Origin of the sequence: Duganella sp. CT11-25 (genome assembly GCF_047302815.1) — a bacterium.
Taxonomy (GTDB): Bacteria; Pseudomonadota; Gammaproteobacteria; order Burkholderiales; family Burkholderiaceae_D; genus Rugamonas.
The window spans coordinates 6334361-6358203 of sequence record NZ_JBKBFD010000001.1; the positions used below are offsets into that span (position 1 = coordinate 6334361).

Here is a 23843-nt window from a genome sequence, read left to right on the forward strand (position 1 = left end):
GCATATGTTCATCAATACCTCTTCCTTCCGCCGCGCCGTGATGGCGCTGGCACTGGCCGCCTGCGCGGGCCTGGCATCGGCGGCCGGCACGCTGCACGTCGAGCTGGACACGTCGAGCTTCGGCGCCGACGGCTGGATCGACCTGCAACTGAACGGCTCGCCGGTCAGCACCGTGACCACCTATGCGGACCTGGGCAACATCGTCGGCTTCGGCAGCAGCGCCGGCGCCCAGCTGTCCAACGTCACCGGCTCGGCCGCCGGCGGCTTCCGCATGGAAAACGTCGCGGGCGGCTATAACGACCTGTTCCACGCGGTGAATTTCAGCGGCGGCAAGATCAGCTTCAACATCAGCTTCAGCGGCGATGCCGACCCGACCGGCCTGTACGGCTCGGTGTTCTCGGTCGCGCTGTACGGCGCCGACCAGTTCACGCTGCTGGGTTCCAGCAGCAATACCGACGGCAGCCTGCTGCACCTGAACTGGACCCCGTCCGTCACGGTGGGCGGGCAGGGCCACGTCGGCGCCGAGGCCTTCGCCTCGGGCGTGCAAGTGGCCGCCGCCGTGCCGGAACCGTCGACCTGGCTGATGCTGGGCGCCGGCCTGGCGCTGGTGGGCCTGGCGCGCCGCCGCAAAGCGGCCGCCTGAGACTAAAAAAACGGCACATTTCGATGTGCCGTTTTTTTTCCGGGATTTATAGCGCCAAGCTCTAAATCCCCCATGGAAATCATATTAGTAAAGCCATCTTGCTTGTTGCATAGTGATTCCTTTACACGGATTCGCCATGCCAGCCGCCCACATCCTTGTCATTGAAAACACCCCCGCGATCCAGGAACTGATCGCCCTCAACCTGGGCATGGCCGGCCATGTCGTCAGCCGCGCGGCCGACGCCGAGAGCGCCTTGCTGATGCTCGAGGACGGCCTGCCCGACATGGTCTTGCTGGACTGGACGCTGCCCGGCCAGTCCGGCCTGTCGCTGATCCGCCGCCTGCGCGCCCAGCCCCGCACGCGCGACCTGCCGATCATCATGGTGACCGCCCGCTGCGGCGAGCCGGACAAGATCATGGCGCTGGAAAGCGGCGCCGACGACTACATGACCAAGCCCTTCAGCCCGCGCGAGATGGTGGCCCGCGTGCACGCGCTGCTGCGCCGCCACCAGCCGCGCAGCACGCAGCACGGCGCCGAGGCGGCGGTGCAGATGGCCGGCCTGCGGCTCGATCCCAGCACCCAGCGCGTCACCGCCGGCGCGCGCGAGCTGGCGCTGGGCCGGGTCGAGTTCAAGCTGCTGAATTTCCTGATGAGCCACCCGGAGCGCGTGCACACCCGCGCCCAGCTGCTCGACCAGGTCTGGGGCAGCGCCGTCTACCTCGACGAACGCACCGTCGACACCCATGTCGGCCGCCTGCGCAGCGCCTTGCAGCCGAGCGGCTACCAGCAGCGCATCGAGACCGTGCGCGGCAGCGGCTACCGCTTCACCGGCGCCCAGGTGTGACCATGGAGCAACTGGTCATCTTGAGCAAGCTGGAGCAGGAGTACCTGCTGCACGCGATCGAGGCGGCGCTGCCGGTGCAGGACGCGCGCCAGTTCTTCCTGTGGACCCAGGGCCCGTTGCAGGCCCTTCTGCCGCATCACATCATGGTCTGCCTGCAATTCGGCGCCCAGGACGAGCTGCAGCATGTCGAATGCGTGCACAGCACCGTGCTGGACGCCGGCCTGCGCGGCCGGCTGGGCAACCGCGACGACGGCCTGGCCTTGCGCCTGGCGCGTCATTGCCGCGGTGAAACGCGGCTGCCGGCCATGCTGGATGCCGGCCCCGGCGCCGACGCCCTGAAGGCCGGCCAGGCGCTGGCGCCGTTCCAGGGCGAGCTGCGCGAGCTGGGGCTGGAAAACCTGCTGATCCACGGCAGCGAGCGCCTGCCGGGCGGCGCCACCTTCTTCGTGCTGTTCGGCCTTCCGCACCGGCCGCGTTCGCGCCAAGCGTATTTCCTCGAGCTGCTGCTGCCGTATCTGCATCTGAGCCTGCAACGCATCAGCGGCCAGCAGGCGCAGGCGCGCGCCGGCACGCTGGCCCGCCCGGTCAGCGCGCGCGAGGTGGAAATCCTGCACTGGGTGCGCCAGGGCAAAAGCAACGATGAAATCGGCTTGATCCTGGGCATTAGCGGCTTGACGGTGAAGAACCATCTGCAGCGGCTGTACCGCTTGCTGGGCGTGTCCAACCGCGCCCACGCGGTCACGCGCGGCATGGCGTTGCAGCTGTTCAACCGACCGGCGCAGCCGCTGGCGCGCGCCGCATAAAAAAGATTGTCAGAGAAGTAAGCCGCATGGTAGCCTCTTGACTTCTTGTAGGCTGTGCAGCGCGAAGGAGTGGCGGGGATGGAAGTTGTAAAGAATGGCAGTAAAACCGGAACCCGCAAGACGGCTGGTTTTACCTTGCTGGAACTGCTGGTCGTGATCGTCATCATCGGTTTGCTGGCGGCGTATGTCGGTCCCAAGTATTTCGCCCAGCTGGGCAAGTCGGAAGTGACCATCGCCAAGGCGCAGATCGAAGCCTTTGAAAAATCGCTGGACACCTTCCGCCTCGACGTCGGCCGCTATCCGACCACCGAGGAAGGCTTGAACGCGCTGCTGGTGGCGCCCGCCACGGCCGGCGCCAAATGGAACGGCCCGTACCTGAAGAAGAGCGTGCCGCCGGACCCGTGGGGCCATCCTTACCAGTACAAGTCGCCCGGCACCAAGGGCGAATTTGACATCATCTCGCTGGGCCGCAACGGCGTGCCCGGCGGCGAAGGCGAAGACGCCGACATCAGCTCGCAATAAGCCGACCAGAGTCTCTCCACTATGCAGTTCGATGTCCGTACCTTGTCGGCCGATATGGTCATCTCCCATCTGTTGATCGATGGCCGCGATGAGGCGGACGCGCGCCGTCAGGTCGAGGCGCGCGGCCTGTTCGTCAGTGCGATCGCGCCGGTGCGCGGCGGCCTCGGCATGCGCGGCGGCAAGGCGCGCGGCAAGGGCCTCTCGCTGGTGCTGTTCAGCCAGGAGTTGCTGGCGCTGCTGACCGCCGGCCTGGGCATCGTCGAAGGCCTGGAAGCCTTGCTGGAAAAGGAAAGCAGCCCCGCCACGCGCAGCGTGCTGGAGCGCCTGCTGGCCGGCCTGCGCGAAGGCCAGCGCTTTTCCGCCGTGCTGGCCGAGCAGCCCGAACTGTTCCCGCCGCTGTACATCGGCATCGTCAAGGCGGCCGAGGGCACGTCCGACCTGCCGCGTTCCCTGTCCCGTTTCATCGACTACCAGCAGCGCATCGACCTGGTGCGCGCCAAGCTGGTGTCGGCCGCGATCTATCCCTGCATCCTGCTGCTGGTCGGCGGCGGCGTCAGCCTGTTCCTGATCGGCTACGTGGTGCCGCGCTTTGCCGAGGTCTACCAGGGCGCCGGCCGCAACCTGCCGTGGCTGTCGCAGCAGATGCTCAACTGGGGCCAGTTCGCCGGCGCCCATCCGACGCTGCTGTTGGGCGGCATCGCCGCCGCGCTGGCCACGCTGGCGCTGGGCCTGCGGCACATGATGGGCAACGGCGGCATCGGCCGCCTGCTGGGCCGCCTGCCGGGCATCGGCGAGCGCGTGCGCATCTACGAGTTGTCGCGGCTGTACCTGACCTTGGGCATGCTCAGCGAGGGCGGCATCACTATCGTGCACGCGATCGAGACGGTGCAGGGCATGGTCTCGGCCGGCCTGCGCCGCAACCTGCAGAGCGCGCGCGGCGCCATCGAATCGGGGCTGCCGCTGTCGACCGCGTTCGAGGCCAATCAATTGACCACGCCGATCTCGCTGCGCATGCTGCGGGTGGGCGAGCGCACCGGCGACATGGGGCCGATGCTGACGCAGTCGGCGGCCTTCTACGACGGCGAAATCAGCCGCTGGATCGAGCGCTTCACGCGTACCTTCGAACCGCTGCTGATGGCCGCCATCGGCCTGGTGGTCGGCGCCATCGTGGTGCTGCTGTACATGCCGATCTTCGATCTGGCCGGGGATATGTCATGAGCATCGATACGGTACTGCTGGCGCGCGCGCGCCACCTGCGCCAGCAATCCAAGCGCACGCTGGTCGAGGAACTGGAAACGCTGACCGGCACCGAGCCGCGCCTGCTGGTGCAGTCGCTGGCGCAGCCGTTCGGCATGGCCGTGCTGGAGACGGTCGACATGCTGGCCTTCACGCCGGCCTTCGACCTACTGCCGCTGTCGCAGGCGATGGCGCGCCACTGCGTGCTGCTGCGCGGGCACGACGGCATGGTGGTGGGCGTGATCGCCGACCCGTTCGACCTCGATTTGCAAACCTGGCTGGGCACGCAGGCGCGCGCCACGCCGCACGCGCCGCTGCAAACCCGGCTGGCGCTGCAGGCCGACATCCAGGCCTACCTGTCCAAGCAGGAGGAGTCGGCGCGCGCCACCGACACGCTGCTGCCCGGCGCCAGCGAAGGCCGGCGCGACGGCAAGACGGCGGCGGTGCTGTCGTTCGCCTCGGTGTCGGAAGCGGCCAGCCCGGCGGTCCGCCTGGTCAACTCGACGCTGTACGATGCGCTCAAGGCCGGCGCCTCCGACATCCACCTGGAAAGCACGGCCGGCGGCCTGGCGGTCAAGTACCGGGTGGACGGCGTGCTCGATCACGCCACCTCCGTCAACGGCATCGACGTCGCCGAGCAGATCATCTCGCGCCTGAAGGTGCTGGCCGAGCTGGATATCGCCGAGCGCCGCGTGCCGCAGGACGGCAGCTTCCGCGTCGAGGCCAACGCGCGCGAGATCGACCTGCGCGTCTCCATCATGCCGAGCATCCACGGCGAGGACGCGGTGATCCGTATCCTCGACAAGCGCGCGATGATCGAAGCCTACGGCTCGCTGACCCTGGAAGCGCTGGGCTTCGACGCGCCGTCGCTGGCGACGCTGCGCGTGCTGGCGCAGGAGGCCTACGGCATGCTGCTGGTGACCGGGCCGACCGGCTCCGGCAAGACCACCACGCTGTATGCGGCGCTGACCGAGATCCACAACGGCCGCGAGAAGATCATCACGATCGAGGATCCGGTCGAGTACCAGCTGCCCGGCATCCTGCAAATCCCGGTCAACGAAAAGAAGGGCCTGACGTTCGCGAAAGGCTTGCGCTCCATCCTGCGCCACGACCCGGACAAGATCATGGTCGGCGAGATCCGCGACCGCGAGACGGCGGAAATCGCCGTGCAGTCCGCGCTGACGGGCCACCTGGTGCTGACCACCGTGCACGCCAACAACGTGTTCGACGTGTTCGGCCGCTTCACGCACATGGGCATCGATCCGTATGCGTTCGTGTCGGCGCTGAACGGCATCTGGGCGCAGCGCCTGGTGCGCATCAACTGCCCGCACTGCGCCACCGAATACACGCCGGACGATCACGAACTGGCCAGCGTGGGCCTGGGCCGCGCCGATGTCTACGACTACCGCTTCATGCAGGGCAAGGGCTGCGGCGATTGCCGCGGCACCGGCTACAAGGGGCGCCGCTCGATCGCCGAGATCCTGACCTTGAACGACGAGATCCGCGAGCTGATCGTCGACAAGCGGCCGATCCGCCAGATCAAGCAGGCGGCCTATGAAAACGGCACGCGCAGCCTGCGGCTGGCGGCGCTGGAGCTGGTCAAGCGCGGCGGCACCACGCTGTCTGAAATCAAACGGGTGACCTTGCATGCGTAGAGCCATCGGACAATCCTTGCGTATCGATGTCGCGGCCCATGCGGTCAGCGTGCAGCGCGTCAGCCTCTGGCGCGGCGAGCCATTGACGGAACTGGCCGCGCAGGCGATCGCGCCGTCGGGCGAGCATCCGTTCGACGCCATCGCCAACGCCTTGCGCGCGCTGCTGGGCGAGCTGGAGGTGAATGGCTGGCCGGTCGGCTTCACGCTGGCCGACGAACTGACGCGCATCTGGCGCGTGACGCCGCCGCCGGGCGCGGCCCGCCTGGCCGACATGGAAGCGGCCGCAGGCCTGCGCTTCCAGTCGCTGTATGGCGAGCCGCCGTCGGCATGGCAGGTGTCGGCCGACTGGGATGCCGCCAAACCGTTCTTCGCCGCCGCCGTGCCGCGCGCCTTACTGGCGTTGCTGCAGCTGGTGGCGCAGGAATTCAGGCTGTCCATCGTCGGCATCGAGCCGCGCTTCGTCGGCGCGTGGAACCGTAACCGTGGCGGCATGAAGCAGGGCGCATGGTTCGGCCTGGTGCACGACAAGCTGCTGACATTGGCGGCAATCGAGGCCGAAGGCAAGGGCGTGCGGGCGATCCGTCCGCTGCCGATACCGCACGGCGCCGATCAATACTGGCTGACGCAAACGCTGCAACGCGAAGCGCTGCTGCTGGACATGGCGGCGCCGGACCTGCTGCAGGTGTGCGGCGCCATGCCTGCCGTGTGGACCACACCGGCCGCCGGCGCGGCGCACATCCCATGCGCGGCGCTGGACGGGAGCGCGGCATGAGAGCGATGAACATCGACTTCGCGCCGCGCAGCCTGCGCCGCACCTTGTTCCATGCCCATCCGGCGCTGCTGGCGCTGGCCGCCGCCGGCCTGCTGCTGTGCGCCGGTGCGGCCTTCGGCGCCTGGAAGCTGGCCGAGCAGAAGCATGCGCGCGAGCGCCAGCTGCGGCATTTGCAGGAGCGCGTGAGCGCGATGTCGGCGCGTCCGGCGGAAGTGGCGAAAACAGTGATCCCGGAAGGGCAGGCCGTCTTCGTCAACGGCGCCATCATGCAATTGAACCTGCCGTGGCGCGAGCTGCAGGATGCGGTGGCCGCGGCCACGCCGCGCAGCGTGGCGCTGGTGGCGATGGAGCCCGATCCGCGCAAGCAGGTCCTGAAGATCACCGCCGAGACCAGGACCAGCGACGACATGGTGGCCTACGTGGCGGAGTTGAAGCAGCAGGAGAGCTTCAGCGGCGTGATACTGACGCGCCACGAAATCAACGACCAGGATCCCAACCGTCCCTTGCGTTTCCAGCTGGAGGCGACATGGATAGCCCGATGACCGGCGTGAAGGGCGGCATCAACCTGGCCGCCCTGGCGTTGCGCGGCCGCCTGGCTTTGCAGCGCATCGGCGCGCCGGCCTGCATCGCCGTCGCCTTGTGCGTGGCCGGCGTGGCGGCGTGGGCGTGGCTGCTGCCGCAGCGCGCGGCGCAGGCGCAGCTGATGGCCCGGCCCCTGCCGGCGCCATCGACGCTGGTCGTACCGCCACCGCCGCCGTCGGCCAACCAGAACCTGGCCGGCTTCTATGAAGTGCTGGGCGAGAAGCGCTATGCCGAGCAGCAGGTCAAGGTGCTGTTCGACCTGGCCGCCAAATCGAACCTGTCGCTCAGCCAGGGCGAGTACAAGGCCGCCTACGACAAGGCCAGCCGCGTCAGCACCTACCAGATCATCCTGCCCGTGAAGGGCGCCTACCAGTCGATCTGGCAGTTCTCCATGCGGGCGCTGCGCGAGATGCCGTTTGCGTCGCTGGACGAAGTCGGCTTCCGCCGCGACACCATCGCCGACGCCAACGTCGAAGCGCGCCTGCGTTTCACCCTGTACCTGAAGGACGGCGAGCCATGAAGCCCTATCAGATCGCGATGGGGCTGGCGCTGGCGGCCGCGGCCGGCCTGGTGCTGTTCGGCGATAACTCGCCGTCGGCCGACATCGCCGAACCGGTGGCGCGCAATGCCGCGCCGAAGGGACCTGCCGCCGCCGCGCCGGCCCGCGCAGGCAAGGATGCCAGGCCGGAAGCCGAAGCGGCCATCCTGCGCCTGCTGCCGCGCGACGAATTGATCGGCGAATCCGGCGAGGGGGCTTTCGCGTCGGGCGAGGGCGTGTTCCTCGGCCAGAACTGGAATCCGCCGCCGCCCCCGCCACCGCCCGCATCGAGCATGCCGCCGCCACCGCCGCCGATGGCGCCGCCGATGCCCTTCGTCTACATCGGCAAGGCCGTGGCGGACGGCGCGTGGGAAGTGTATTTGTCGCGCGCCGATAAAACCTATGTGGTGCGCAATCAAACCGTCATCGAAGGTACTTACCGCGTGGAGAAGATCGCGCCGCCGCTGATGTCCGTGACCTACCTGCCTTTGAATCAGCTACAACAGATCAATATTGGAGTATTCGACTGATGGCTAGTCATCTGAAGAACTTGGGCGTGCCGTTGTTGCTGGCGGTCCTGCTCAGCGGCTGCGCCGCGCAACTGGCCTACCGCGAGGGCAACGACCTGACCGCGAAGAACCAGGTCGAAGCCGGCCTCTCCAAATACCAGGAGGCGGTGAAGGCCGACCCGGGCAATGCGCAATACCGCGCCGCCTACCTGCAGGCGCGCGACCGCGCCACGCAGCGCTTGCTGGACACGGCGGAACGCGACCAGTCCGAAGGCCGCGCCGATCAGGCGGAGCAGGGCTACCGCCGCGTGCTGGGCCTCGATCCGCAAAACGAGCGGGCCCGCGCCGGCATGCGCGCGCTGGAACGCGACGACCGCCAGGCCAGGCTGATGGCCGCCGCCACGCAGCACATCAACAAGGGCGAGTACGAACTGGCCAGGCAAAGGCTCAACGCCGTGCTGACCGAAAGCCCGGCCAACGAGAAGGCGCGCCTGATGCTGCGCGAGGCGACAGAGAAGGCCGCGCCGCCGGTGGTGGAGTCGGGCCTGGCCAAGACCTACAAGCAGCCGATCTCGATCGAGTTCCGCGACGCGCCGCTGAAGCAGGTGTTTGAGGTGATCTCGCGCCGCTCGGGCCTGAACTTCGTGTTCGACAAGGACGTCAAGACCGACCAGAAAACCACCGTGCTGCTGAAGAACAGCACCGTCGAATCGGCGATCTACTTCCTGCTGCTGACCAATCAGCTGGAGCAGCAGGTCATGGACGCCAACACCATCCTGATCTACCCGAACGTGGCGGCCAAGCTGAAGGAATACCAGGAAATGACGGTAAAGACCTTCTTCCTGGCGAACGCCGAGGCCAAGCTGGTGGCCAATACGCTGAAGACGATCTTGAAATCGCGCGACGTGGTGGTCGATGAAAAACTCAACCTGATCATCGTGCGCGACAGCCCGGAGGCGATCCGCCTGGCCGAGCGCCTGATCAACCTGCAGGATGCGCCGGAAGCGGAAGTGATGCTGGAAGTGGAGATCCTGGAGGTCAAGCGTTCGCGCCTGATGGACCTGGGCGTCGTCTGGCCGACCACGCTGGGTTTCTCGCCGCTGTCGACTTCGGGCGGCACCGGCATCACGATACGCGACCTGAACAACCTGAACCAGCGCACCATCGGCGTCACCGGCGCGCAGTTGTCGATCAACGCCAACAAGAACGACGCCGACTCCAACCTGCTGGCCAATCCGCGCATCCGCGTGCGCAACAAGGAAAAGGCCAAGATCGTCATCGGCGACAAGCTGCCGGTGATTACCAGCACGGTGTCGTCGGGCGTGGGCGGCTTCGCCAGCGATTCGGTCACCTACGTGGACGTCGGCCTGACGCTGAACGCCGAGCCGACCATCTACCTCAACAACGAGGTGGCGATCCGCATGCAGCTGGAGGTCAGCAACCTGGTCAGCACGGTGACCACCAAGAACGGCACCACGGCCTACCAGCTGGGCACGCGCCAGGCGTCCACCATGCTGCAGCTGAAGGACGGCGAGAACCAGGTGCTGGCGGGCCTGATCAACAATGAAGAGCGCAACTCGTCCAACAAGGTGCCGGGCTTCAGCGAACTGCCCATCATCAGCCGCCTGTTCGGCAGCCAGCGCGACGACAACCAGAAGACCGAGATCGTGCTGTCGATCACGCCGCACCTGATCCGCAATGTGCAGCGTCCGGAAGCGAGTGCGTCGGAATTCTCGGCCGGTACCGAGGCGAGCTTCCGCCGCCGCCCGGACTTCACGCCGCGCGCGCCGGTGACCTTGCCCGCCGCGCCGGGTGCCTTGCCTGCGGCTCCGCCGCCCATGCCTGTTCCTGCGCTGCTGCCGCCGCCGGTGCAGGCCACGCCATTGTCGCAATCGCAGCCCGCGCCGCTGCCGGCGACCCAGGGTGCGCAGCCGCAAGCGGTGCAGCCGCCGGTCGCCGAGCCCGCGCCGCCGGTTCAGCAATAAGAGCATGACGATGCGCGCCCGGGGATTCACGCTGATCGAGCTGCTGGTGACGCTGGCCATACTCGGCCTGCTCAGCGCCATGGTGATCCCGACCGCGCAGGTGGTGGTGCAGCGCCGCCAGGAGCAGGAGCTGCGCGATGCGCTGCACCAGATCCGCGACGGCATCGACGCCTACAAGCAGGCCTACGACCAGGGCCGCATCACCAAATCGCTGGCCTCGACCGGCTATCCGAAAACGCTGGACGTGCTGGTGGAGGGCGTGCCGGATCTGCAGAACCCCAAGCACGCCAAGATCTACTTCCTGCGCCGCGTGCCGCGCGATCCGTTCAACGACGATACCTCGGTGAGCGAAGCGCAATCGTGGGGCAAGCGCAGCTACGCCAGCGAGGCCGATCAGCCGAAAGAGGGCGAGGATGTGTACGACGTCTACAGCCAGAGCGACAAGAGCGGCTTGAACGGCGTGCCTTATAAAAAATGGTGACCATGAAGACCAAGGGATTTACGCTGATCGAGCTGCTGGTGGTGCTGGGCATCATCGCCCTGATGCTGACGCTCGCCGTGCCGCGTTATTTCCCCAGCGTGGACAAGTCGAAGGAGGTGGTGCTGGCCGATAACCTGCGCAGCGTGCGCCAGGTGATCGATCAATACTATGGCGATACCGGCCGCTATCCGGATTCGCTGCAGCAGTTGGTGGAGAAAAAATACCTGCGCTCGATGCCGGTCGATCCGGTCGCCGACAGCGATGCGGCATGGGTGATTGTCCCGCCGGAGGACGGCACCAAGGGCGGCGTCTACAACATCAAGAGCGGCGCACCCGGCAACGACCGCAGCGGCAAGCCTTACGCCGACTGGTGATGGCCGGCCCGCGCCTGCGCCGCAACGGCGGCTTCACGTATCTGAGCCTGATCATCCTGGTGGCGATTATCGGGCTGGTGTCGGCGTCGGCGCTGAAGCTGGGCTCCGTGATCCAGCGCAGCAAGGCGGAGCAGGAGCTGCTGGTGATCGGCGCGGCTTTCAGCGATGCGCTGCAAAGCTACGCCGACGCCACGCCGGCCGGCATGCCGACGCAGCCGCCGTCGCTCAAGGAGTTGCTGAAGGATCCGCGCTTTCCCGGCGTGCGCCGCCATTTGCGCAAGGTGTTCGTCGATCCGATGACCGGCAAGGCGGAATGGGGCGTGACGTATTTGGGCGACAAGATCGGCGTGCTGGCCGTGTACAGCCTGTCCGACGCGCAGCCGGTCAAGATCGGCAATTTCCCGTTGCGCTTCCAGGGCTTGTCGGGCAAGCAGAAGCTATCCGAATGGCGTTTCGCCGCGACCGGCAAGCCTGGCGCGCCTGGCGGCGTAGCGCCGGCGACGATGCCGCCGATCGCCACGCCGGGGTTCCAGCAGGCCGCGCCGCAGGCGCCGGCCATGCCACAGGCGCCTGTGGTGGAAGCGCCGCCGGTGCCGCCGCCGGAAGTGCCGCCGGCGGAACCGCCGGCCCAGGTGGACCCGGCACCGGTCGAAGCACCGGCGGAGCCGCCTGCCGAACCGCCGGCCGAGCCGCAGCCGGAAATCAAATAGCGCTGGGCTTGACCTTAGCGCGCGATGCGCTTGAAGTCGCGGAAGCGGAAGCCCATCGCCAGCAGCGCGCCGAAGTACACCACGCAGCACACGCCGATCACCAGGAACAGCGCGCCGGCGCGCAGCAGCGTTTGATGGTGCATGCCGGTCCAGTCTATCCGCGCCGCGCCGAACCAGGCGGTGGCGCCCATCAGCACGCAGGCGATCACCAGCTTGGCGAAGAACAGCGGCCAGCCAGGCTTGGGGGTGTAGACGCCGCGCTTGCGCAGGCCGGCGAACAGGAAGCTGGCGTTCAGGCAGGCGCCCAGGCTGATCGACAGCGCCAGTCCGGCCACCGCCAGGTGCGGTACGAAGATGACGTTCATCAGCTGGGTGGCGATCATCACGCCGATGGCGATGCGCACCGGCGTGCGGATATCCTGCTGCGCGTAGAAGGCCGGCGCCAGCGTCTTGACCAGGATGATGCCGAGCAGGCCGACGCTGTAGGCGATCAGCGGCTCGGCCGACGCATGCGCCGCCGCCGCGGTGAAGGCGCCGTTCTGGAACAAGGTGGCGATCAGCGGCACGGCCAGCGTGGCCAGGCCCACCGCCGCCGGCATCGCCAGCAGGAAGGTCAGGCGCAGGCCCCAGTCCAGCAGCGACGAGTATTCTTCCTTGTCGCCGCCGACGCTGGCCTTGGACAGGCTGGGCAGCAGGATGGTGCCCAGCGCCACGCCCAGCAGCGCGGTCGGGAATTCCATCAGGCGGTCGGCATAGGTCAGGAAGGAGATGCTGCCGACGGCCAGGTTGGAGGCGATGCTGGTATTGATCAGCAGGCTGATTTGCGCGGCCGAGACGGCGAACACCGCCGGCCCCATTTTCTTGAGCACGCGGCGCACGCCGGGATCGCGCAGGCCGGTCAGCGGATTGAGCGACAGGCGCGGCAGCATGCGGATCTTCAGCAGCGCCGGGATCTGGATCGCCACCTGCAGCACGCCGCCGACGAAGACCGCGATCGCCATCGCGTAGATCGGCTGCTTCAGGTGCTGCTGCAGGAACAGCGAGGCCAGGATGGAGGCGATATTCAGCAGCACCGGCGTGAAGGCCGGGATCTTGAACTGGCTCCAGGTATTCAGTATGCCGCCGGCCAGCGCCACGAAGGCCATGAAGGCGATGTAGGGGAACATCAGGCGCGTCATCCAGACCGCGGCGTCGAAGTCGGTCGGCTTGAGGCCGCTGGCCACCGCCAGTAACAGCAGCGGAGATGCGATAATGCCGATCGCGGTAATGATCACCGTGGCCCAGACCAGGGTCGTGCCGACATGGTCGGCCAGGTTGCGGGTGGCTTCCTCGCTTTGCTTGTTTTTATATTCCGACAAGATGGGCACGAAGGCTTGCGAGAACGCGCCCTCGGCGAACAGCCGCCGCAGCAGGTTGGGGATGCGGAAGGCGACGTTGTAGGCGTCGGTCATGCCGCCGGCCCCGAAGGCCCTGGCGATGAGGATTTCACGCAACAATCCGGTGATACGGGACAGCATGGTCATGCTGCTGAGGGCGGCTAGAGTTTTTAGCAAGTTCATGGGGCATGATTATAGTTGCTCCCACCGAAAAATATCGCTATAATCGCAGGCTGTACAGAATTCTGTTACGCAGACACTAATGTTTGGCAGGCAGTAGTTTGACTCACATGGTTCGGCAGACGCACTGAACGCACCTGTTTGACAAACAATAATGTTTGCAAACGCACCTTTACCCTGTTTTAGGAAATTCCATGGCAAATACCGCACAAGCGCGTAAGCGCGCTCGTCAAGCAGTCAAGCAAAACGCTCACAACTCGGCTCAGCGTTCGACCCTGCGCACCGCAATCAAAGCAGTTCGCAAGGCGATCCAGGGCGGCGACAAAGCTGCTGCGACCGCAATCTTCCAAACCTCCGTGTCGAAAATCGACAGCATCGCGGACAAGAAGATCATCCACAAAAACAAGGCAGCTCGTCACAAGAGCCGTCTGGCAGCTGCTCTGAAAGCGCTGTCCGCTTAATTCCCCTCGCTGGGATTAAAGCAAGAACCCGCCTGACCTGGTCAGCGCGGGTTTTTTCGCTTGTGCGGCCCGAATTAATGCGCAGGGTGGCCAAGCCCGCACTGCTCGCCGCACGACAGCGCGGGCCGCAGGTGCCTGAGCAGGTCGTGCAGCGGCGCCGACGACAGGCCCAATAGCTCGGCCGAGCGGCGGTCGATCTCGTTGGCCAGGTCCAGCTGCAGCCATTCCATCTCATCCAGCATGGTGCGCAGCTCCAGCAGCACGTTCGGATCGTCGTGGGCGATGTCGAGCATGCTGTCGCTGTGGTCGGGGTCGAAGCCCGCCTGCAGCACCAGCTGGCGGATCGACGTCATGCGCTCGAACAGGAAGGCCAGCGGCGAGCGTTCCGGCGCGTTCGGCGCGACCTGGTGCTCGAAGGCGCTGCGCAGCGCGAACCATGCCCGCAGCACCTCGGCCAGGTGCGCCAGCTGCGCGGCCGCGCCCAGTTCCTCCTGCGGCGCGCGGAGGGCGTCCTTCGGCGTGGAATGGATCAGGTCGCGCAGGGCGTCGGCGGCCGCATGGTCGAAGCGGCCGTGGTGCAGCCGCGCCAGCATGTCCAGGCGCGGCAGGTCGAAGCGCCGTATCACCGTCTCCGCCACGTCGGCCACCGCCAGCAGCTTGGCCAGCGGCGCGATCCTGTCGGCGCGCAGGCCGTTCGGATAGCCGCTGCCGTCCAGCCTTTCATGATGCTGCAGGATCGCCAGCCGCGCGGCCGGCGGGAAGCCGCTGATCCCGTTGAGCAGGACGTGGCTGGTCAGCGGGTGGACGTGGACGAAGCGGCGTTCCTCCGGCGTGATGTTGTGGCGGCTTTCGAGCAGCAGCGGGTCGGTGTGCATTTCGCCGATGTCGTGGCACAGCGCGGCCAGCAACAGCTGTTCGCGGTCATTGGCGGTCAGCTTGAGCCGCTGCGCCAGCGCGTGGGCGATCATCGCCGTGCGCAGCGAGTGCTGGAACATGGCGGGGCGCTGCTCGCGCATCACGGTCAGCCGCATCAGCAGGGCCGCCGGCAGCTTGAGCGCGGCCAGCCCGTGCTTGACGGCCAGCGGATCGCCGCTGCGCGTGCCCAGCCGGGAATAGATGGCGTCGCGTTCGAGTATCTTGCCGGCCTCGATGGCCAGGCCGGAAGCGTCGATCGCGCGCTCGCTGATCAGCATGCGGTCCAGCGGTTCGGACAGCTTGTGCTGGGCCAGCCGCTCGAACTGCTCGTCGCCCAGCTGAGTGCCCTTGGCCACCAGCTTCATGCCGTTGTTGCAGTAGATGTCCTGGTGCGCCATCACCGCGCGCGGGCGCGCCAGCGCGGCCACCGCCTGCAGATAATAGGGGCTTTCTGTATAGGAGGCGGCATCGGCGTCGGACATGGAATCTCCCCGGCGCTCGGTGCGCCCACCTATTTAATATAGAGCAAGCATTGTTACTTTGCTAGGTGGTGAGGTCTTTGGGCGACACTTCCATCCATTCGCCGGGCATCAGCGGGTGCGACGCCAGCGAGATATGGCCGATGGCGCTGCGCACCAGCCGCAGCGTCGGCAGGCCGACCGCCGCCGTCATGCGCCGCACCTGGCGGTTTTTGCCTTCCCGTAGCGTGATGGCCAGCCAGCTGGTGGGCTGGTCGGCGCGCTGGCGGATCGGCGGATTGCGCGGCCACAGCCACTCCGGTTCGGCGATCCGCACCGCCTTGCACGGCTTGGTGACGAAGTCGCCCAGGTCGAGCGGCGCCTGCAGCCTGGCCAGGCTGGCGGCGTCCGCCACGCCGTCCACCTGCACCAGGTAGATCTTGGCTTCCTTGTGGTCGGGGTGGGCGATCGTGTGCTGCAGCTTGCCGTCGTCGGTCAGCAGCATCAGGCCCTCGCTGTCGGCGTCCAGGCGGCCCGCGGGATAGATGTTCGGGAGCTTCAGATAGTCGGCCAGGGTGGCCTTGTCGTCCTGCGGCGAGAACTGGCACAGCACTTGAAAAGGTTTATTAAATAGTATCAGGGACATGCTTATATTCAGGTGAAATTGGTGTAGGCTTAAAGGCCCAATTCGTGCATAATGCGAACAGCATGTCTTATGTCTTATAGAAGACTTAGAGCCCACTTCGGAGAACCACGATGTACCAACATATCAAAGTACCTGCCGACGGCCAGAAAATCACCGTCAACGCCGATTTTTCCCTGAATGTACCAGATAACCCGATCATTCCCTACATCGAGGGTGACGGCACCGGTCTCGACATCACCCCGGTCATGCTGAAAGTCGTGGACGCGGCCGTGGCGAAATCGTACGGCGGCAAGCGCAAGATCAACTGGATGGAAGTCTACGCGGGCGAGAAGTCGACCAAGGTCTACGGCCCGGACGTGTGGCTGCCGGAAGAGACGCTCGGCGCCGTGAATGACTACGTGGTATCGATCAAGGGCCCGCTGACGACGCCGGTCGGCGGCGGCATCCGCTCGCTCAACGTGGCCCTGCGCCAGCAGCTGGACCTGTACGTCTGCCTGCGCCCGGTGCGCTACTTCACCGGCGTGCCGTCGCCGCTGAAGGAGCCTGAAAAGACCAATATGGTCATCTTCCGCGAAAACTCGGAAGACATCTACGCCGGCATCGAATACGCGCAAGGTTCGGACGGCGCCAAGAAACTGATCGACTTCCTGGTCAAGGAACTGGGCGTGACCAAGATCCGCTTCCCGGAAACCTCGGGCCTGGGCATCAAGCCGGTGTCGATCGAAGGCACGCAGCGCCTGGTGCGCAAGGCGATCCAGTACGCCATCGACAACGACAAGCCGTCGGTGACCATTGTCCACAAGGGCAACATCATGAAGTACACCGAAGGCGGCTTCCGCGACTGGGCCTACGAGCTGGCGCAAAAAGAATTCGGCGCCGAGCTGATCGACGGCGGCCCGTGGTGCAAGTTCAAGAACCCGCGCACCGGCCGCGACATCATCATCAAGGACTCGATCGCCGACGCCTTCCTGCAGCAGATCCTGCTGCGCCCGGCGGAGTACAGCGTGATCGCCACGCTGAACCTGAACGGCGACTACATCTCCGACGCGCTGGCCGCGCAAGTGGGCGGCATCGGCATCGCGCCGGGCGCCAACCTGTCGGACTCGGTGGCCATGTTCGAAGCCACCCACGGCACCGCGCCCAAGTACGCCGGCAAGGACTACGTCAACCCGGGCTCGCTGATCCTGTCCGCCGAAATGATGCTGCGCCACATGGGCTGGACCGAAGCGGCCGACCTGATCATCAAGTCGATGGAAAAAGCCATCGACTCGAAAAAGGTCACCTACGACTTCGCCCGCCTGATGGAAGGCGCGACCCAGGTCTCGTGCTCGGGCTTCGGCGAAGTGATGATCGAACAGATGTAAAAGCCCGCTGGATCGACCAAGCCCCGCGCTCTTCGGACCGCGGGGTTTTTTTTATGGCGGCGGCGTTGCATTTCCGCCGATGACCGTCGGACTTCTACAACACTTTGGCGTTGGGCGGGCGCAAACGATGGACGAAAAAAAACCCCGCAGCGCGAGGTTTTTCACATCTGGGGCTGAAACTTAAGCAGCTTGGATGTTGGAAGCTTGCTTGCCTTTAGGGCCTTGCGTGACTTCGAATTGAACTTTTTGACCTTCTTTGAGGGTCTTGAAACCGTTCATGTTGATTGCGGAGAAGTGAGCGAACAAATCCTCGCCGCCGTCATCTGGAGTGATGAAGCCAAAACCTTTGGAATCATTGAACCACTTAACTGTACCTGTTGCCATAAAAAGAACTTTCAAAATTAAAACGGATCACACGAGCCATAAAAGCAAGAAGCTTCTTGCCCCCTCCTCACGCCTCACTTCTTATCAACATGTACATTTCTGCACGAAGCCGATAACGCATTGTTAGCGGACCAAATTTGAAAGTCAAGCAGATTTGTATTCATTTTGCTACTTTTAACCTGATTGGCGAAAAAGCAACTCTTGATTTATGCGAACGGGTCACCATCTGCGTCAAGTTCAGAAAGCGCGTAAGATGGAAAACAATTAGATGTGCATGGAGAAATGCGCATTGCATCAACCCCGAAAGCATTAGAATATAAGCGTATGGCAACCAAGCATGACACCGAAACCCTCTTGGAGCGGCAAACGCTGAAGCCGCCACCCCTGTACCAGGTGGCGCTGCTCAATGATGACTACACCCCGATGGAATTCGTGGTGGCCATCATCCAGGAGTATTTCAATAAAGACCGTGAAACAGCCACGCAGATAATGCTCAGTGTTCATCGCTACGGCAAAGGAGTGTGCGGCGTGTTCTCTAAAGATATAGCCTGTACCAAAGTGGAGTTCGTTTTAACGCATGCGCGCAAGGCGGGGCACCCCCTGCAGTGCGTGATGGAGGAAGTATGATTGCGCAGGAATTAGAAGTAAGTTTGCACATGGCGTTTGTCGAAGCCCGACAGGCACGGCACGAATTCATCACGGTGGAGCACTTGCTGCTGGCCTTGCTGGACAACCCTTCGGCTGCCGAAGTGTTGCGTGCATGCGCCGTCAACATTGAAGATCTGCGCAAGACCCTGACCAATTTTATTGGCGACAACACTCCGACCGTGCCCGGCACGGGCGAGGTCGATACCCAGCCGACGCTCGGCTTCCAGCGCGTGATCCAGCGCGCCATCATGCACGTGCAGTCCGCTTCCAACGGCAAGAAGGAAGTCACGGGCGCCAACGTGCTGGTGGCCATCTTCGGCGAGAAAGACTCGCATGCGGTGTACTACCTGCACCAGCAGGGCGTGACGCGCCTGGACGTGGTCAATTTCATTTCGCACGGCGTGCGCAAGGACCAGCAGACCGATGCCGCCAAGGCTTCGGAAGGCGTGGAAGAGGGCGCCCCGGGCGGCGAAGGCCAGACCAAGGAAAGCCCGCTCGACCAGTTCACGCAGAACCTGAACAAGTCGGCCGCCGAAGGCAAGATCGATCCGCTGATCGGCCGCGAGGACGAAGTGGACCGCGTGATCCAGATCCTGTGCCGCCGCCGCAAGAACAACCCGTTGCTGGTGGGCGAGGCGGGCGTGGGCAAGACCGCCATCGCCGAAGGACTGGCTTACCGCATCACCCAGAGCGACGTCCCGGAAATCCTGCAGAATGCCGTCGTGTATTCGCTGGACATGGGCGCGCTGCTGGCCGGCACCAAGTATCGCGGCGATTTCGAGCAGCGCCTGAAGGCCGTCCTGAAGCAGTTGAAGGACAACCCGAACGGCATCCTGTTCATCGACGAGATCCACACCATCATCGGCGCCGGTTCGGCGTCGGGCGGCACGCTGGACGCGTCCAACCTGCTCAAGCCAGCCTTGGCCAACGGCCAGCTGAAGTGCATCGGCGCGACCACCTACACCGAGTTCCGCGGCGTGTTCGAGAAGGACCACGCGCTGAGCCGCCGCTTCCAGAAGGTGGACGTCAACGAGCCTACCGTCGAGCAGACCGTGCAGATCCTGCGCGGCCTGAAGTCGCGCTTCGAAGAGCACCACGGCGTGAAATATTCGTCGTCGGCGCTGTCGACCGCGGCCGAGCTGGCGGCGCGCTTCATCAACGACCGCCATCTGCCCGACAAGGCGATCGACGTCATCGACGAAGCCGGCGCGGCGCAACGCATCCTGCCGAAGTCGAAGCAAAAGAAAACCATCGGCAAGACCGAGATCGAGGACATCATCGCCAAGATCGCGCGTATTCCACCGCAGACCGTCAACCAGGACGACCGCAGCAAGCTGCAGACCATCGACCGCGACCTGCGCAACGTGGTGTTCGGCCAGGATCCGGCGATCGAAGCGCTGGCCTCGGCGATCAAGATGGCGCGCGCCGGCCTGGGCAAAACCGACAAGCCGATCGGCTCCTTCCTGTTCTCCGGTCCGACCGGCGTCGGCAAGACCGAGGTGGCGAAGCAGCTGGCCTTCATCCTGGGCATCGAGCTGATCCGCTTCGACATGTCCGAGTACATGGAGCGTCACGCCGTGTCGCGCCTGATCGGCGCGCCGCCGGGCTACGTCGGTTTCGACCAGGGCGGCCTGCTGACCGAAGCCATCACCAAGAAGCCGCACGCGGTGCTGCTGCTGGACGAGATTGAAAAAGCCCATCCGGACATTTTCAACATCCTGCTGCAGGTGATGGACCACGGCACGCTGACCGACAACAACGGGCGCAAGGCCGACTTCCGCAACGTGATCATCATCATGACCACCAACGCGGGCGCCGAGAGCCTGCAGAAGTCGTCGATCGGTTTCACGAACACCAAGCAGGCGGGCGACGAGATGGCCGACATCAAGCGCATGTTCACGCCGGAGTTCCGCAACCGTATCGATGCGACCATCAGCTTCCGCGCGCTGGACGAGGAAATCATCCTGCGCGTGGTCGACAAGTTCCTGATGCAGCTGGAAGAGCAGCTGCACGAGAAGAAAGTCGAATCGATCTTCAGCGAGAAACTGCGCAAGTTCCTGGCGAAGAAAGGCTTCGATCCGCTGATGGGCGCGCGTCCGATGGCGCGTCTGATCCAGGACATGATCCGCAAGGCGCTGGCCGACGAGCTGCTGTTCGGCCGCCTGGTCACCGGCGGCCGCGTGACGGTCGACCTGGACGACAAGGACCAGGTCAAGCTGGAGTTCCCGGAACCGCCGGATGCGGCGCCGACCACGCCGCCGGAGACCGTCGAAGTCGAGTAAGCTCGCCACTCCTAAAAAAGAACCCGCCTCACGCAAGTGGCGCGGGTTTTTTTCTATACGGGGCCAAGCTGTGCCAGAATCGCTGTTCCATTCGACAACCTTTCTGAGCACTGTCCATGATCCCGTCCTGTCTTCGCCTCCGCCCCCTCGCTTTCATGTTGATGTCCGCCGGCCTGCTGGCCGGCCAGGCGGCGCACGCCGCCGACGCCTACTTCCGTTTCCCCGCGATCCGTGGCGACGCCGTGGTCTTCACCGCCGAAGGCGACTTGTGGAAGACCGGCGCCCATGGCGGCACGGCGCAGCGCCTGACCACCCATCCGGGCGCCGAGACCAACGCCGCCATCTCGCACGACGGCAAGTGGATCGCCTTCACCGCCGCGTATGAAGGCGGCCAGGACGCCTATGTGATGCCCATCGCCGGCGGCCTGCCGAAGCGGCTGACGTTCGAGAGCGTCGGCGTCTCCGTGCTGGGCTGGACCGCGCAGGGCGAGGTGCTGGTCAATATGTCGGACAACAAGGGGCCGGGGCGCGCGGTGACCATCGCCGCCTTCAAGCCGGACACGCTGCAGCGCCGCATCTTCCCGGTCGCCGACGCCAACGACGCGGTGCTCGACGACGCCGGCAAGACGCTGTACTTCACCCGCTTCGGCCTGGCGCTGACCAACGACAACGTCAAGGGCTATCGCGGCGGCGCGCACGCGCGGCTGTGGCGCTACGATTTGACCGGAAACGCCGAAGCCGCGCCGCTGCTGGCGGCCGACACCGGCAACAACAAGCGCCCCATGTGGTGGCAGGGCCGCGTCTACTTCATCAGCGACCGTGGCGGCTCGGACAACCTGTGGTCGATGGCGGCGGACGGCAGCGACCCGCGCCAGCTGACCCGCCATGCCGACTGGGACGTGCGCAACGCCGCGCTGGGCGACGGCCGCATCGTCTACCAGCTGGGCGCCGACTTGCACTTGCTGGACCTGGCCGCGAACAAGGATGAGCAGCTGGCGATCAGCCTCGTCTCCGACTTCGACCAGCAGCGCACGCGCCAGATCCGCACGCCGCTGGAGAACCTGACCAACGCGCAAATCTCCGGCAAGACCGAACGGCTGGTGCTGACCGCGCGCGGCCGCGTCAGCGTGGCCGGCACCGGCGCCCAGCGCCGCGTGGAGATCGCCGTGCCGGAAGGCGCGCGGGCCCGCGAAGCGGTGTTCAGCCCGGACGACAAATGGGTCTATGCGATTGTCGATACCACGGGCGAGAATGAAATCTGGCGCTACGCCGCCGATGGTTCCGGCAAGGGCGAGCAGCTGACCAGGGACGGCAGCAGCCACCGCTGGCAGCTGTATCCGTCGCCGGACGGCCGCTGGCTGGGCCACACCGACAAGAAGGGCCGCTTCTGGCTGCTGGACCTGGCCAGCAAGGCCAACGTCGTCATCGACGATGCCGGCAAGGCCGGCGTCGACAAGCACGACGAGATCCTGTGGTCGGGCGACAGCAAGAACCTGGCGCTGGTGCGCGCCGCCAGCACCGAGCAGCGCGAGCAGATCGGCCTGTACAACCTCGACTCGAAGCAGCTGGCCTTCGTCACCAGCGACCGCTATACCTCGCGCTCGCCGGTGTTTTCGCCGGACGGCAAGTGGCTGTACTTCCTCTCGGCCCGCAACTTCCAGCTGGCGAACGGTTCGCCGTGGGGCGACCGCAATATGGGGCCGGTGTTCGACAAGCGTACCGGCTTATTCGCGCTAGCGCTCCAGCCGGGCAACCGCTTCCCCTTCAAGCCGGACGATGAGCTGAGCAAGCCGGGCGACAAGGCGGCCGAAGGCGAGCCGGAAAAAGCGGCGGCGCAGGCGGCTGAAAAAGCTGTCGCCAAGGCCGTCGCCAAGACGACGCCGGAGGCCAAGCCCTCCGGCAAGGCGCTGCCCGCCATCGTCTTCACCGGCCTGGCGGACCGCCTGTACGAAGTGCCGCTGGCGGCTGGGAACTACCGCGCGCTGCAGATGGACGACAAGCGCCTGTATTTCCTCGATGCCGAAGGCGAGGGCAAGGCCAGCCTGAAGACGCTGGCCATCGCCAGCAACGGTCCGCAGCCGGAGACCTTCGTCGCCAACGTGCGCGAGTACGACCTGGCCGCCGACAAGAAGCACGTCTACTACCGCACCTTTGCCGCCAACGGTCCGGGCGAGATGATCATCGTCGATGCCGGGGCCAAGGCGCCTTCCGATGTCTCCAAGGCCAAGGTCAAAGTGGACGACTGGAGCTTCACCTCCAACCCGCGCCTGGAATGGAAGCAGATGTTCAACGATGCCTGGCGCATGCACCGCGACTTCCTGTACGACGCAAAAATGCGCGGCGTGAACTGGGTCGGCGTGCATGAAAAATACGCGCCATTGGTCGAGCGCGTGACCGACCGCGCGGAACTGAACGATGTGCTGGGCATGATGATCAGTGAAGTCGGCGCGCTGCACTCGCAGATCGCACCGGGCGACGTGCGCCGTCCCGCGCCGGAAGGCACGCCGGCCGGTCTGGGCGCGCTGCTGTCGCGCAGCGCCGATGGCTACCGCGTGGACCATATCTACGCCAGCGAGCCTGAGCTGCCGTCCGAGCGTGGCCCACTGGTGCAGGCCGACGTCGATGTGAGGGAGGGCGATGTCATCACCGCCGTCAACGGCAGGCCGGTGCTGGAGGCGCGCGATATCGCCGACCTGCTGCTGAACCAGGCCGACAAGCAGGTGCTGTTGCAGGTCAAGCGCAAGGAGGGCGGCACGAAATCCGTGATCGCCACGCCGGTGAACATGACGAAGCAAACCGCACTGCGCTACAGCGACTGGGAGCAGAGCCGCGCGCGCCAGGTGGAGGCCGCGTCCAAGGGCCGCATCGGCTACCTGCACCTGCGCGCGATGGGGGCGCGCGACATCGCCTCGTTCGCGCGCGACTTCTACGCCAACGTCAACCGCGAAGGCCTGATCATCGACGTGCGCCGCAACAATGGCGGCAATATCGACAGCTGGATCATCGAGAAGCTGCTGCGCAAGGCCTGGGCCTTCTGGGCGCCGCCGGGCGTGCAAGCCGCGCCGAATATGCAGAACACCTTCCGTGGCCACCTGGTGGTGCTGGTCGACGAATACACCTATTCGGACGGCGAGACCTTCGCGGCCGGCATCAAGGCGCTGGGACTGGGGCCGTTGGTCGGCAAGCGCACGGCGGGCGCCGGCGTCTGGCTCAGCGATAACAACCGCCTGAGCGACAACGGCATGGCGCGCGTGGCCGAGATGGGCCAGTTCACCACCGCCGACGGCCAGTGGCTGATCGAAGGTGTCGGCGTGACGCCGGACGTGGAAGTGGACAACCTGCCGCACGCCACCTTCCAGGGGCAGGACCGCCAGCTGGAAGTAGCATTGCAATTGCTGGACAAGACGATGAAGGAAAAGCCGATCAAGCCGTATCAACCGCAGGTGATCCCTGCGCTGAAATAAGGAGACTGTGT

The 23843-nt window shown here is 65.4% G+C and carries 23 protein-coding genes; 19 read left to right on the forward strand and 4 right to left on the reverse strand.

Annotated features, from left to right (window positions below; translation table 11 throughout):
- Positions 1–4: 4 nt before the first annotated feature.
- From ACEN9F_RS27490 to ACEN9F_RS27555, 14 genes are all read left to right on the forward strand, one after another.
- Positions 5–643, forward strand: coding sequence for an NF038129 family PEP-CTERM protein (locus ACEN9F_RS27490; protein ID WP_413425300.1), 639 nt, complete (start codon positions 5–7; stop codon positions 641–643).
- 136 nt (positions 644–779) lie between these two features.
- Positions 780–1487 (forward strand): phosphate regulon transcriptional regulator PhoB, encoded by a 708-nt coding sequence (gene phoB / locus ACEN9F_RS27495; RefSeq protein WP_413425302.1) that lies wholly within the window; start codon positions 780–782, stop codon positions 1485–1487.
- Between the two features lie 2 nt (positions 1488–1489).
- Positions 1490–2290, forward strand: a complete 801-nt coding sequence (gene epsA / locus ACEN9F_RS27500; protein ID WP_413425304.1) for an XrtB/PEP-CTERM-associated transcriptional regulator EpsA — start codon at positions 1490–1492, stop codon at positions 2288–2290.
- Positions 2291–2368: 78 nt separating this feature from the next.
- Positions 2369–2812, forward strand: a complete 444-nt coding sequence (gene gspG, locus ACEN9F_RS27505; protein WP_413425306.1) for a type II secretion system major pseudopilin GspG — start codon at positions 2369–2371, stop codon at positions 2810–2812.
- Positions 2813–2833: 21 nt separating this feature from the next.
- Positions 2834–4030, forward strand: a complete 1197-nt coding sequence (locus ACEN9F_RS27510; RefSeq protein ID WP_413425308.1) for a type II secretion system F family protein — start codon at positions 2834–2836, stop codon at positions 4028–4030.
- Positions 4027–5703: a GspE/PulE family protein gene (locus ACEN9F_RS27515; protein ID WP_413425310.1), complete on the forward strand. Its 1677-nt coding sequence runs from the start codon at positions 4027–4029 to the stop codon at positions 5701–5703. The genes ACEN9F_RS27510 and ACEN9F_RS27515 overlap by 4 nt, the downstream gene beginning before the upstream one ends.
- A 16-nt stretch (positions 5704–5719) precedes the next feature.
- Entirely contained in the window at positions 5720–6475 is a 756-nt protein-coding gene (locus ACEN9F_RS27520) for a hypothetical protein (RefSeq protein WP_413425312.1), read from the forward strand.
- A complete protein-coding gene (locus ACEN9F_RS27525) occupies positions 6472–7017 on the forward strand; it encodes a hypothetical protein (protein WP_413425314.1) in 546 nt (181 codons plus the stop codon). The genes ACEN9F_RS27520 and ACEN9F_RS27525 overlap by 4 nt, the downstream gene beginning before the upstream one ends.
- Positions 7002–7577 (forward strand): hypothetical protein, encoded by a 576-nt coding sequence (locus ACEN9F_RS27530; RefSeq protein WP_413425316.1) that lies wholly within the window; start codon positions 7002–7004, stop codon positions 7575–7577. The genes ACEN9F_RS27525 and ACEN9F_RS27530 overlap by 16 nt, the downstream gene beginning before the upstream one ends.
- Positions 7574–8125: a hypothetical protein gene (locus tag ACEN9F_RS27535; RefSeq protein WP_413425318.1), complete on the forward strand. Its 552-nt coding sequence runs from the start codon at positions 7574–7576 to the stop codon at positions 8123–8125. Before ACEN9F_RS27530 ends, ACEN9F_RS27535 begins: the two co-directional genes overlap by 4 nt.
- A complete protein-coding gene (locus ACEN9F_RS27540; protein WP_413425320.1) occupies positions 8125–10089 on the forward strand; it encodes a secretin N-terminal domain-containing protein in 1965 nt (654 codons plus the stop codon). Before ACEN9F_RS27535 ends, ACEN9F_RS27540 begins: the two co-directional genes overlap by 1 nt.
- Before the next feature lie 4 nt (positions 10090–10093).
- Positions 10094–10570, forward strand: a complete 477-nt coding sequence (locus ACEN9F_RS27545; RefSeq protein WP_413425322.1) for a type II secretion system protein — start codon at positions 10094–10096, stop codon at positions 10568–10570.
- The gene (locus ACEN9F_RS27550) at positions 10564–10944 is read left to right on the forward strand and encodes a type II secretion system protein (protein ID WP_413425323.1); all 381 of its coding nucleotides are present in this window, start codon (positions 10564–10566) and stop codon (positions 10942–10944) included. The genes ACEN9F_RS27545 and ACEN9F_RS27550 overlap by 7 nt, the downstream gene beginning before the upstream one ends.
- A complete protein-coding gene (locus tag ACEN9F_RS27555; protein WP_413425325.1) occupies positions 10944–11654 on the forward strand; it encodes a type II secretion system protein in 711 nt (236 codons plus the stop codon). Before ACEN9F_RS27550 ends, ACEN9F_RS27555 begins: the two co-directional genes overlap by 1 nt.
- Before the next feature lie 14 nt (positions 11655–11668).
- Here ACEN9F_RS27555 and murJ read toward each other — a convergent pair whose 3' ends face one another.
- Entirely contained in the window at positions 11669–13213 is a 1545-nt protein-coding gene (gene murJ / locus ACEN9F_RS27560; protein ID WP_413425327.1) for a murein biosynthesis integral membrane protein MurJ, read from the reverse strand.
- Between the two features lie 191 nt (positions 13214–13404).
- Between murJ and rpsT the strand changes: the two genes are divergently transcribed.
- Complete coding sequence (rpsT, locus tag ACEN9F_RS27565) at positions 13405–13671, forward strand: 30S ribosomal protein S20 (protein WP_413425329.1); 267 nt, start codon at positions 13405–13407, stop codon at positions 13669–13671.
- A 74-nt stretch (positions 13672–13745) separates the two neighbouring features.
- On the opposite strand, the gene ACEN9F_RS27570 is transcribed toward rpsT, so the two are convergent.
- Positions 13746–15068, reverse strand: coding sequence for an HD-GYP domain-containing protein (locus tag ACEN9F_RS27570; RefSeq protein WP_413425331.1), 1323 nt, complete (start codon positions 15066–15068; stop codon positions 13746–13748).
- Positions 15069–15129: 61 nt separating this feature from the next.
- Positions 15130–15690 (reverse strand): pseudouridine synthase, encoded by a 561-nt coding sequence (locus ACEN9F_RS27575; protein WP_413425333.1) that lies wholly within the window; start codon positions 15688–15690, stop codon positions 15130–15132.
- Between the two features lie 110 nt (positions 15691–15800).
- On the opposite strand from ACEN9F_RS27575, the gene icd reads away from it, so the two are divergent.
- Positions 15801–17054 (forward strand): NADP-dependent isocitrate dehydrogenase, encoded by a 1254-nt coding sequence (gene icd, locus ACEN9F_RS27580; RefSeq protein ID WP_413425335.1) that lies wholly within the window; start codon positions 15801–15803, stop codon positions 17052–17054.
- A gap of 180 nt (positions 17055–17234) precedes the next feature.
- On the opposite strand, the gene ACEN9F_RS27585 is transcribed toward icd, so the two are convergent.
- Positions 17235–17438 (reverse strand): cold-shock protein, encoded by a 204-nt coding sequence (locus ACEN9F_RS27585; RefSeq protein WP_010395943.1) that lies wholly within the window; start codon positions 17436–17438, stop codon positions 17235–17237.
- Positions 17439–17762: 324 nt separating this feature from the next.
- On the opposite strand from ACEN9F_RS27585, the gene clpS reads away from it, so the two are divergent.
- The 3 genes from clpS (at position 17763) to ACEN9F_RS27600 (ending at position 23832) form a co-directional block, all read left to right on the forward strand.
- The gene (gene clpS / locus ACEN9F_RS27590; RefSeq protein WP_008446470.1) at positions 17763–18065 is read left to right on the forward strand and encodes an ATP-dependent Clp protease adapter ClpS; all 303 of its coding nucleotides are present in this window, start codon (positions 17763–17765) and stop codon (positions 18063–18065) included.
- The gene (gene clpA / locus ACEN9F_RS27595; protein WP_413425339.1) at positions 18062–20368 is read left to right on the forward strand and encodes an ATP-dependent Clp protease ATP-binding subunit ClpA; all 2307 of its coding nucleotides are present in this window, start codon (positions 18062–18064) and stop codon (positions 20366–20368) included. Before clpS ends, clpA begins: the two co-directional genes overlap by 4 nt.
- Positions 20369–20523: 155 nt before the next feature.
- A complete protein-coding gene (locus ACEN9F_RS27600; RefSeq protein WP_413425341.1) occupies positions 20524–23832 on the forward strand; it encodes a S41 family peptidase in 3309 nt (1102 codons plus the stop codon).
- The last annotated feature ends 11 nt before the right edge of the window (positions 23833–23843 follow it).

What these genes read in the sequence shown, in the direction of transcription:
- ACEN9F_RS27555 (WP_413425325.1), top strand. Translation starts at nt 10,944, where the DNA reads ATGGCCGGCCCGCGCCTGCGCCGCAACGGCGGCTTCACGTATCTGAGC.
- rpsT (WP_413425329.1), top strand. Translation starts at nt 13,405, where the DNA reads ATGGCAAATACCGCACAAGCGCGTAAGCGCGCTCGTCAAGCAGTCAAG.
- murJ (WP_413425327.1), bottom strand. Translation starts at nt 13,213, where the DNA reads ATGAACTTGCTAAAAACTCTAGCCGCCCTCAGCAGCATGACCATGCTG.
- ACEN9F_RS27550 (WP_413425323.1), top strand. Translation starts at nt 10,564, where the DNA reads ATGGTGACCATGAAGACCAAGGGATTTACGCTGATCGAGCTGCTGGTG.
- ACEN9F_RS27570 (WP_413425331.1), bottom strand. Translation starts at nt 15,068, where the DNA reads ATGTCCGACGCCGATGCCGCCTCCTATACAGAAAGCCCCTATTATCTG.
- ACEN9F_RS27545 (WP_413425322.1), top strand. Translation starts at nt 10,094, where the DNA reads ATGACGATGCGCGCCCGGGGATTCACGCTGATCGAGCTGCTGGTGACG.
- ACEN9F_RS27600 (WP_413425341.1), top strand. Translation starts at nt 20,524, where the DNA reads ATGTTGATGTCCGCCGGCCTGCTGGCCGGCCAGGCGGCGCACGCCGCC.
- clpS (WP_008446470.1), top strand. Translation starts at nt 17,763, where the DNA reads ATGGCAACCAAGCATGACACCGAAACCCTCTTGGAGCGGCAAACGCTG.
- gspG (WP_413425306.1), top strand. Translation starts at nt 2,369, where the DNA reads ATGGAAGTTGTAAAGAATGGCAGTAAAACCGGAACCCGCAAGACGGCT.
- ACEN9F_RS27490 (WP_413425300.1), top strand. Translation starts at nt 5, where the DNA reads ATGTTCATCAATACCTCTTCCTTCCGCCGCGCCGTGATGGCGCTGGCA.
- ACEN9F_RS27515 (WP_413425310.1), top strand. Translation starts at nt 4,027, where the DNA reads ATGAGCATCGATACGGTACTGCTGGCGCGCGCGCGCCACCTGCGCCAG.
- epsA (WP_413425304.1), top strand. Translation starts at nt 1,490, where the DNA reads ATGGAGCAACTGGTCATCTTGAGCAAGCTGGAGCAGGAGTACCTGCTG.
- phoB (WP_413425302.1), top strand. Translation starts at nt 780, where the DNA reads ATGCCAGCCGCCCACATCCTTGTCATTGAAAACACCCCCGCGATCCAG.
- ACEN9F_RS27525 (WP_413425314.1), top strand. Translation starts at nt 6,472, where the DNA reads ATGAGAGCGATGAACATCGACTTCGCGCCGCGCAGCCTGCGCCGCACC.
- ACEN9F_RS27510 (WP_413425308.1), top strand. Translation starts at nt 2,834, where the DNA reads ATGCAGTTCGATGTCCGTACCTTGTCGGCCGATATGGTCATCTCCCAT.
- ACEN9F_RS27540 (WP_413425320.1), top strand. Translation starts at nt 8,125, where the DNA reads ATGGCTAGTCATCTGAAGAACTTGGGCGTGCCGTTGTTGCTGGCGGTC.
- ACEN9F_RS27530 (WP_413425316.1), top strand. Translation starts at nt 7,002, where the DNA reads ATGGATAGCCCGATGACCGGCGTGAAGGGCGGCATCAACCTGGCCGCC.
- ACEN9F_RS27575 (WP_413425333.1), bottom strand. Translation starts at nt 15,690, where the DNA reads ATGTCCCTGATACTATTTAATAAACCTTTTCAAGTGCTGTGCCAGTTC.
- ACEN9F_RS27585 (WP_010395943.1), bottom strand. Translation starts at nt 17,438, where the DNA reads ATGGCAACAGGTACAGTTAAGTGGTTCAATGATTCCAAAGGTTTTGGC.
- icd (WP_413425335.1), top strand. Translation starts at nt 15,801, where the DNA reads ATGTACCAACATATCAAAGTACCTGCCGACGGCCAGAAAATCACCGTC.
- ACEN9F_RS27535 (WP_413425318.1), top strand. Translation starts at nt 7,574, where the DNA reads ATGAAGCCCTATCAGATCGCGATGGGGCTGGCGCTGGCGGCCGCGGCC.
- clpA (WP_413425339.1), top strand. Translation starts at nt 18,062, where the DNA reads ATGATTGCGCAGGAATTAGAAGTAAGTTTGCACATGGCGTTTGTCGAA.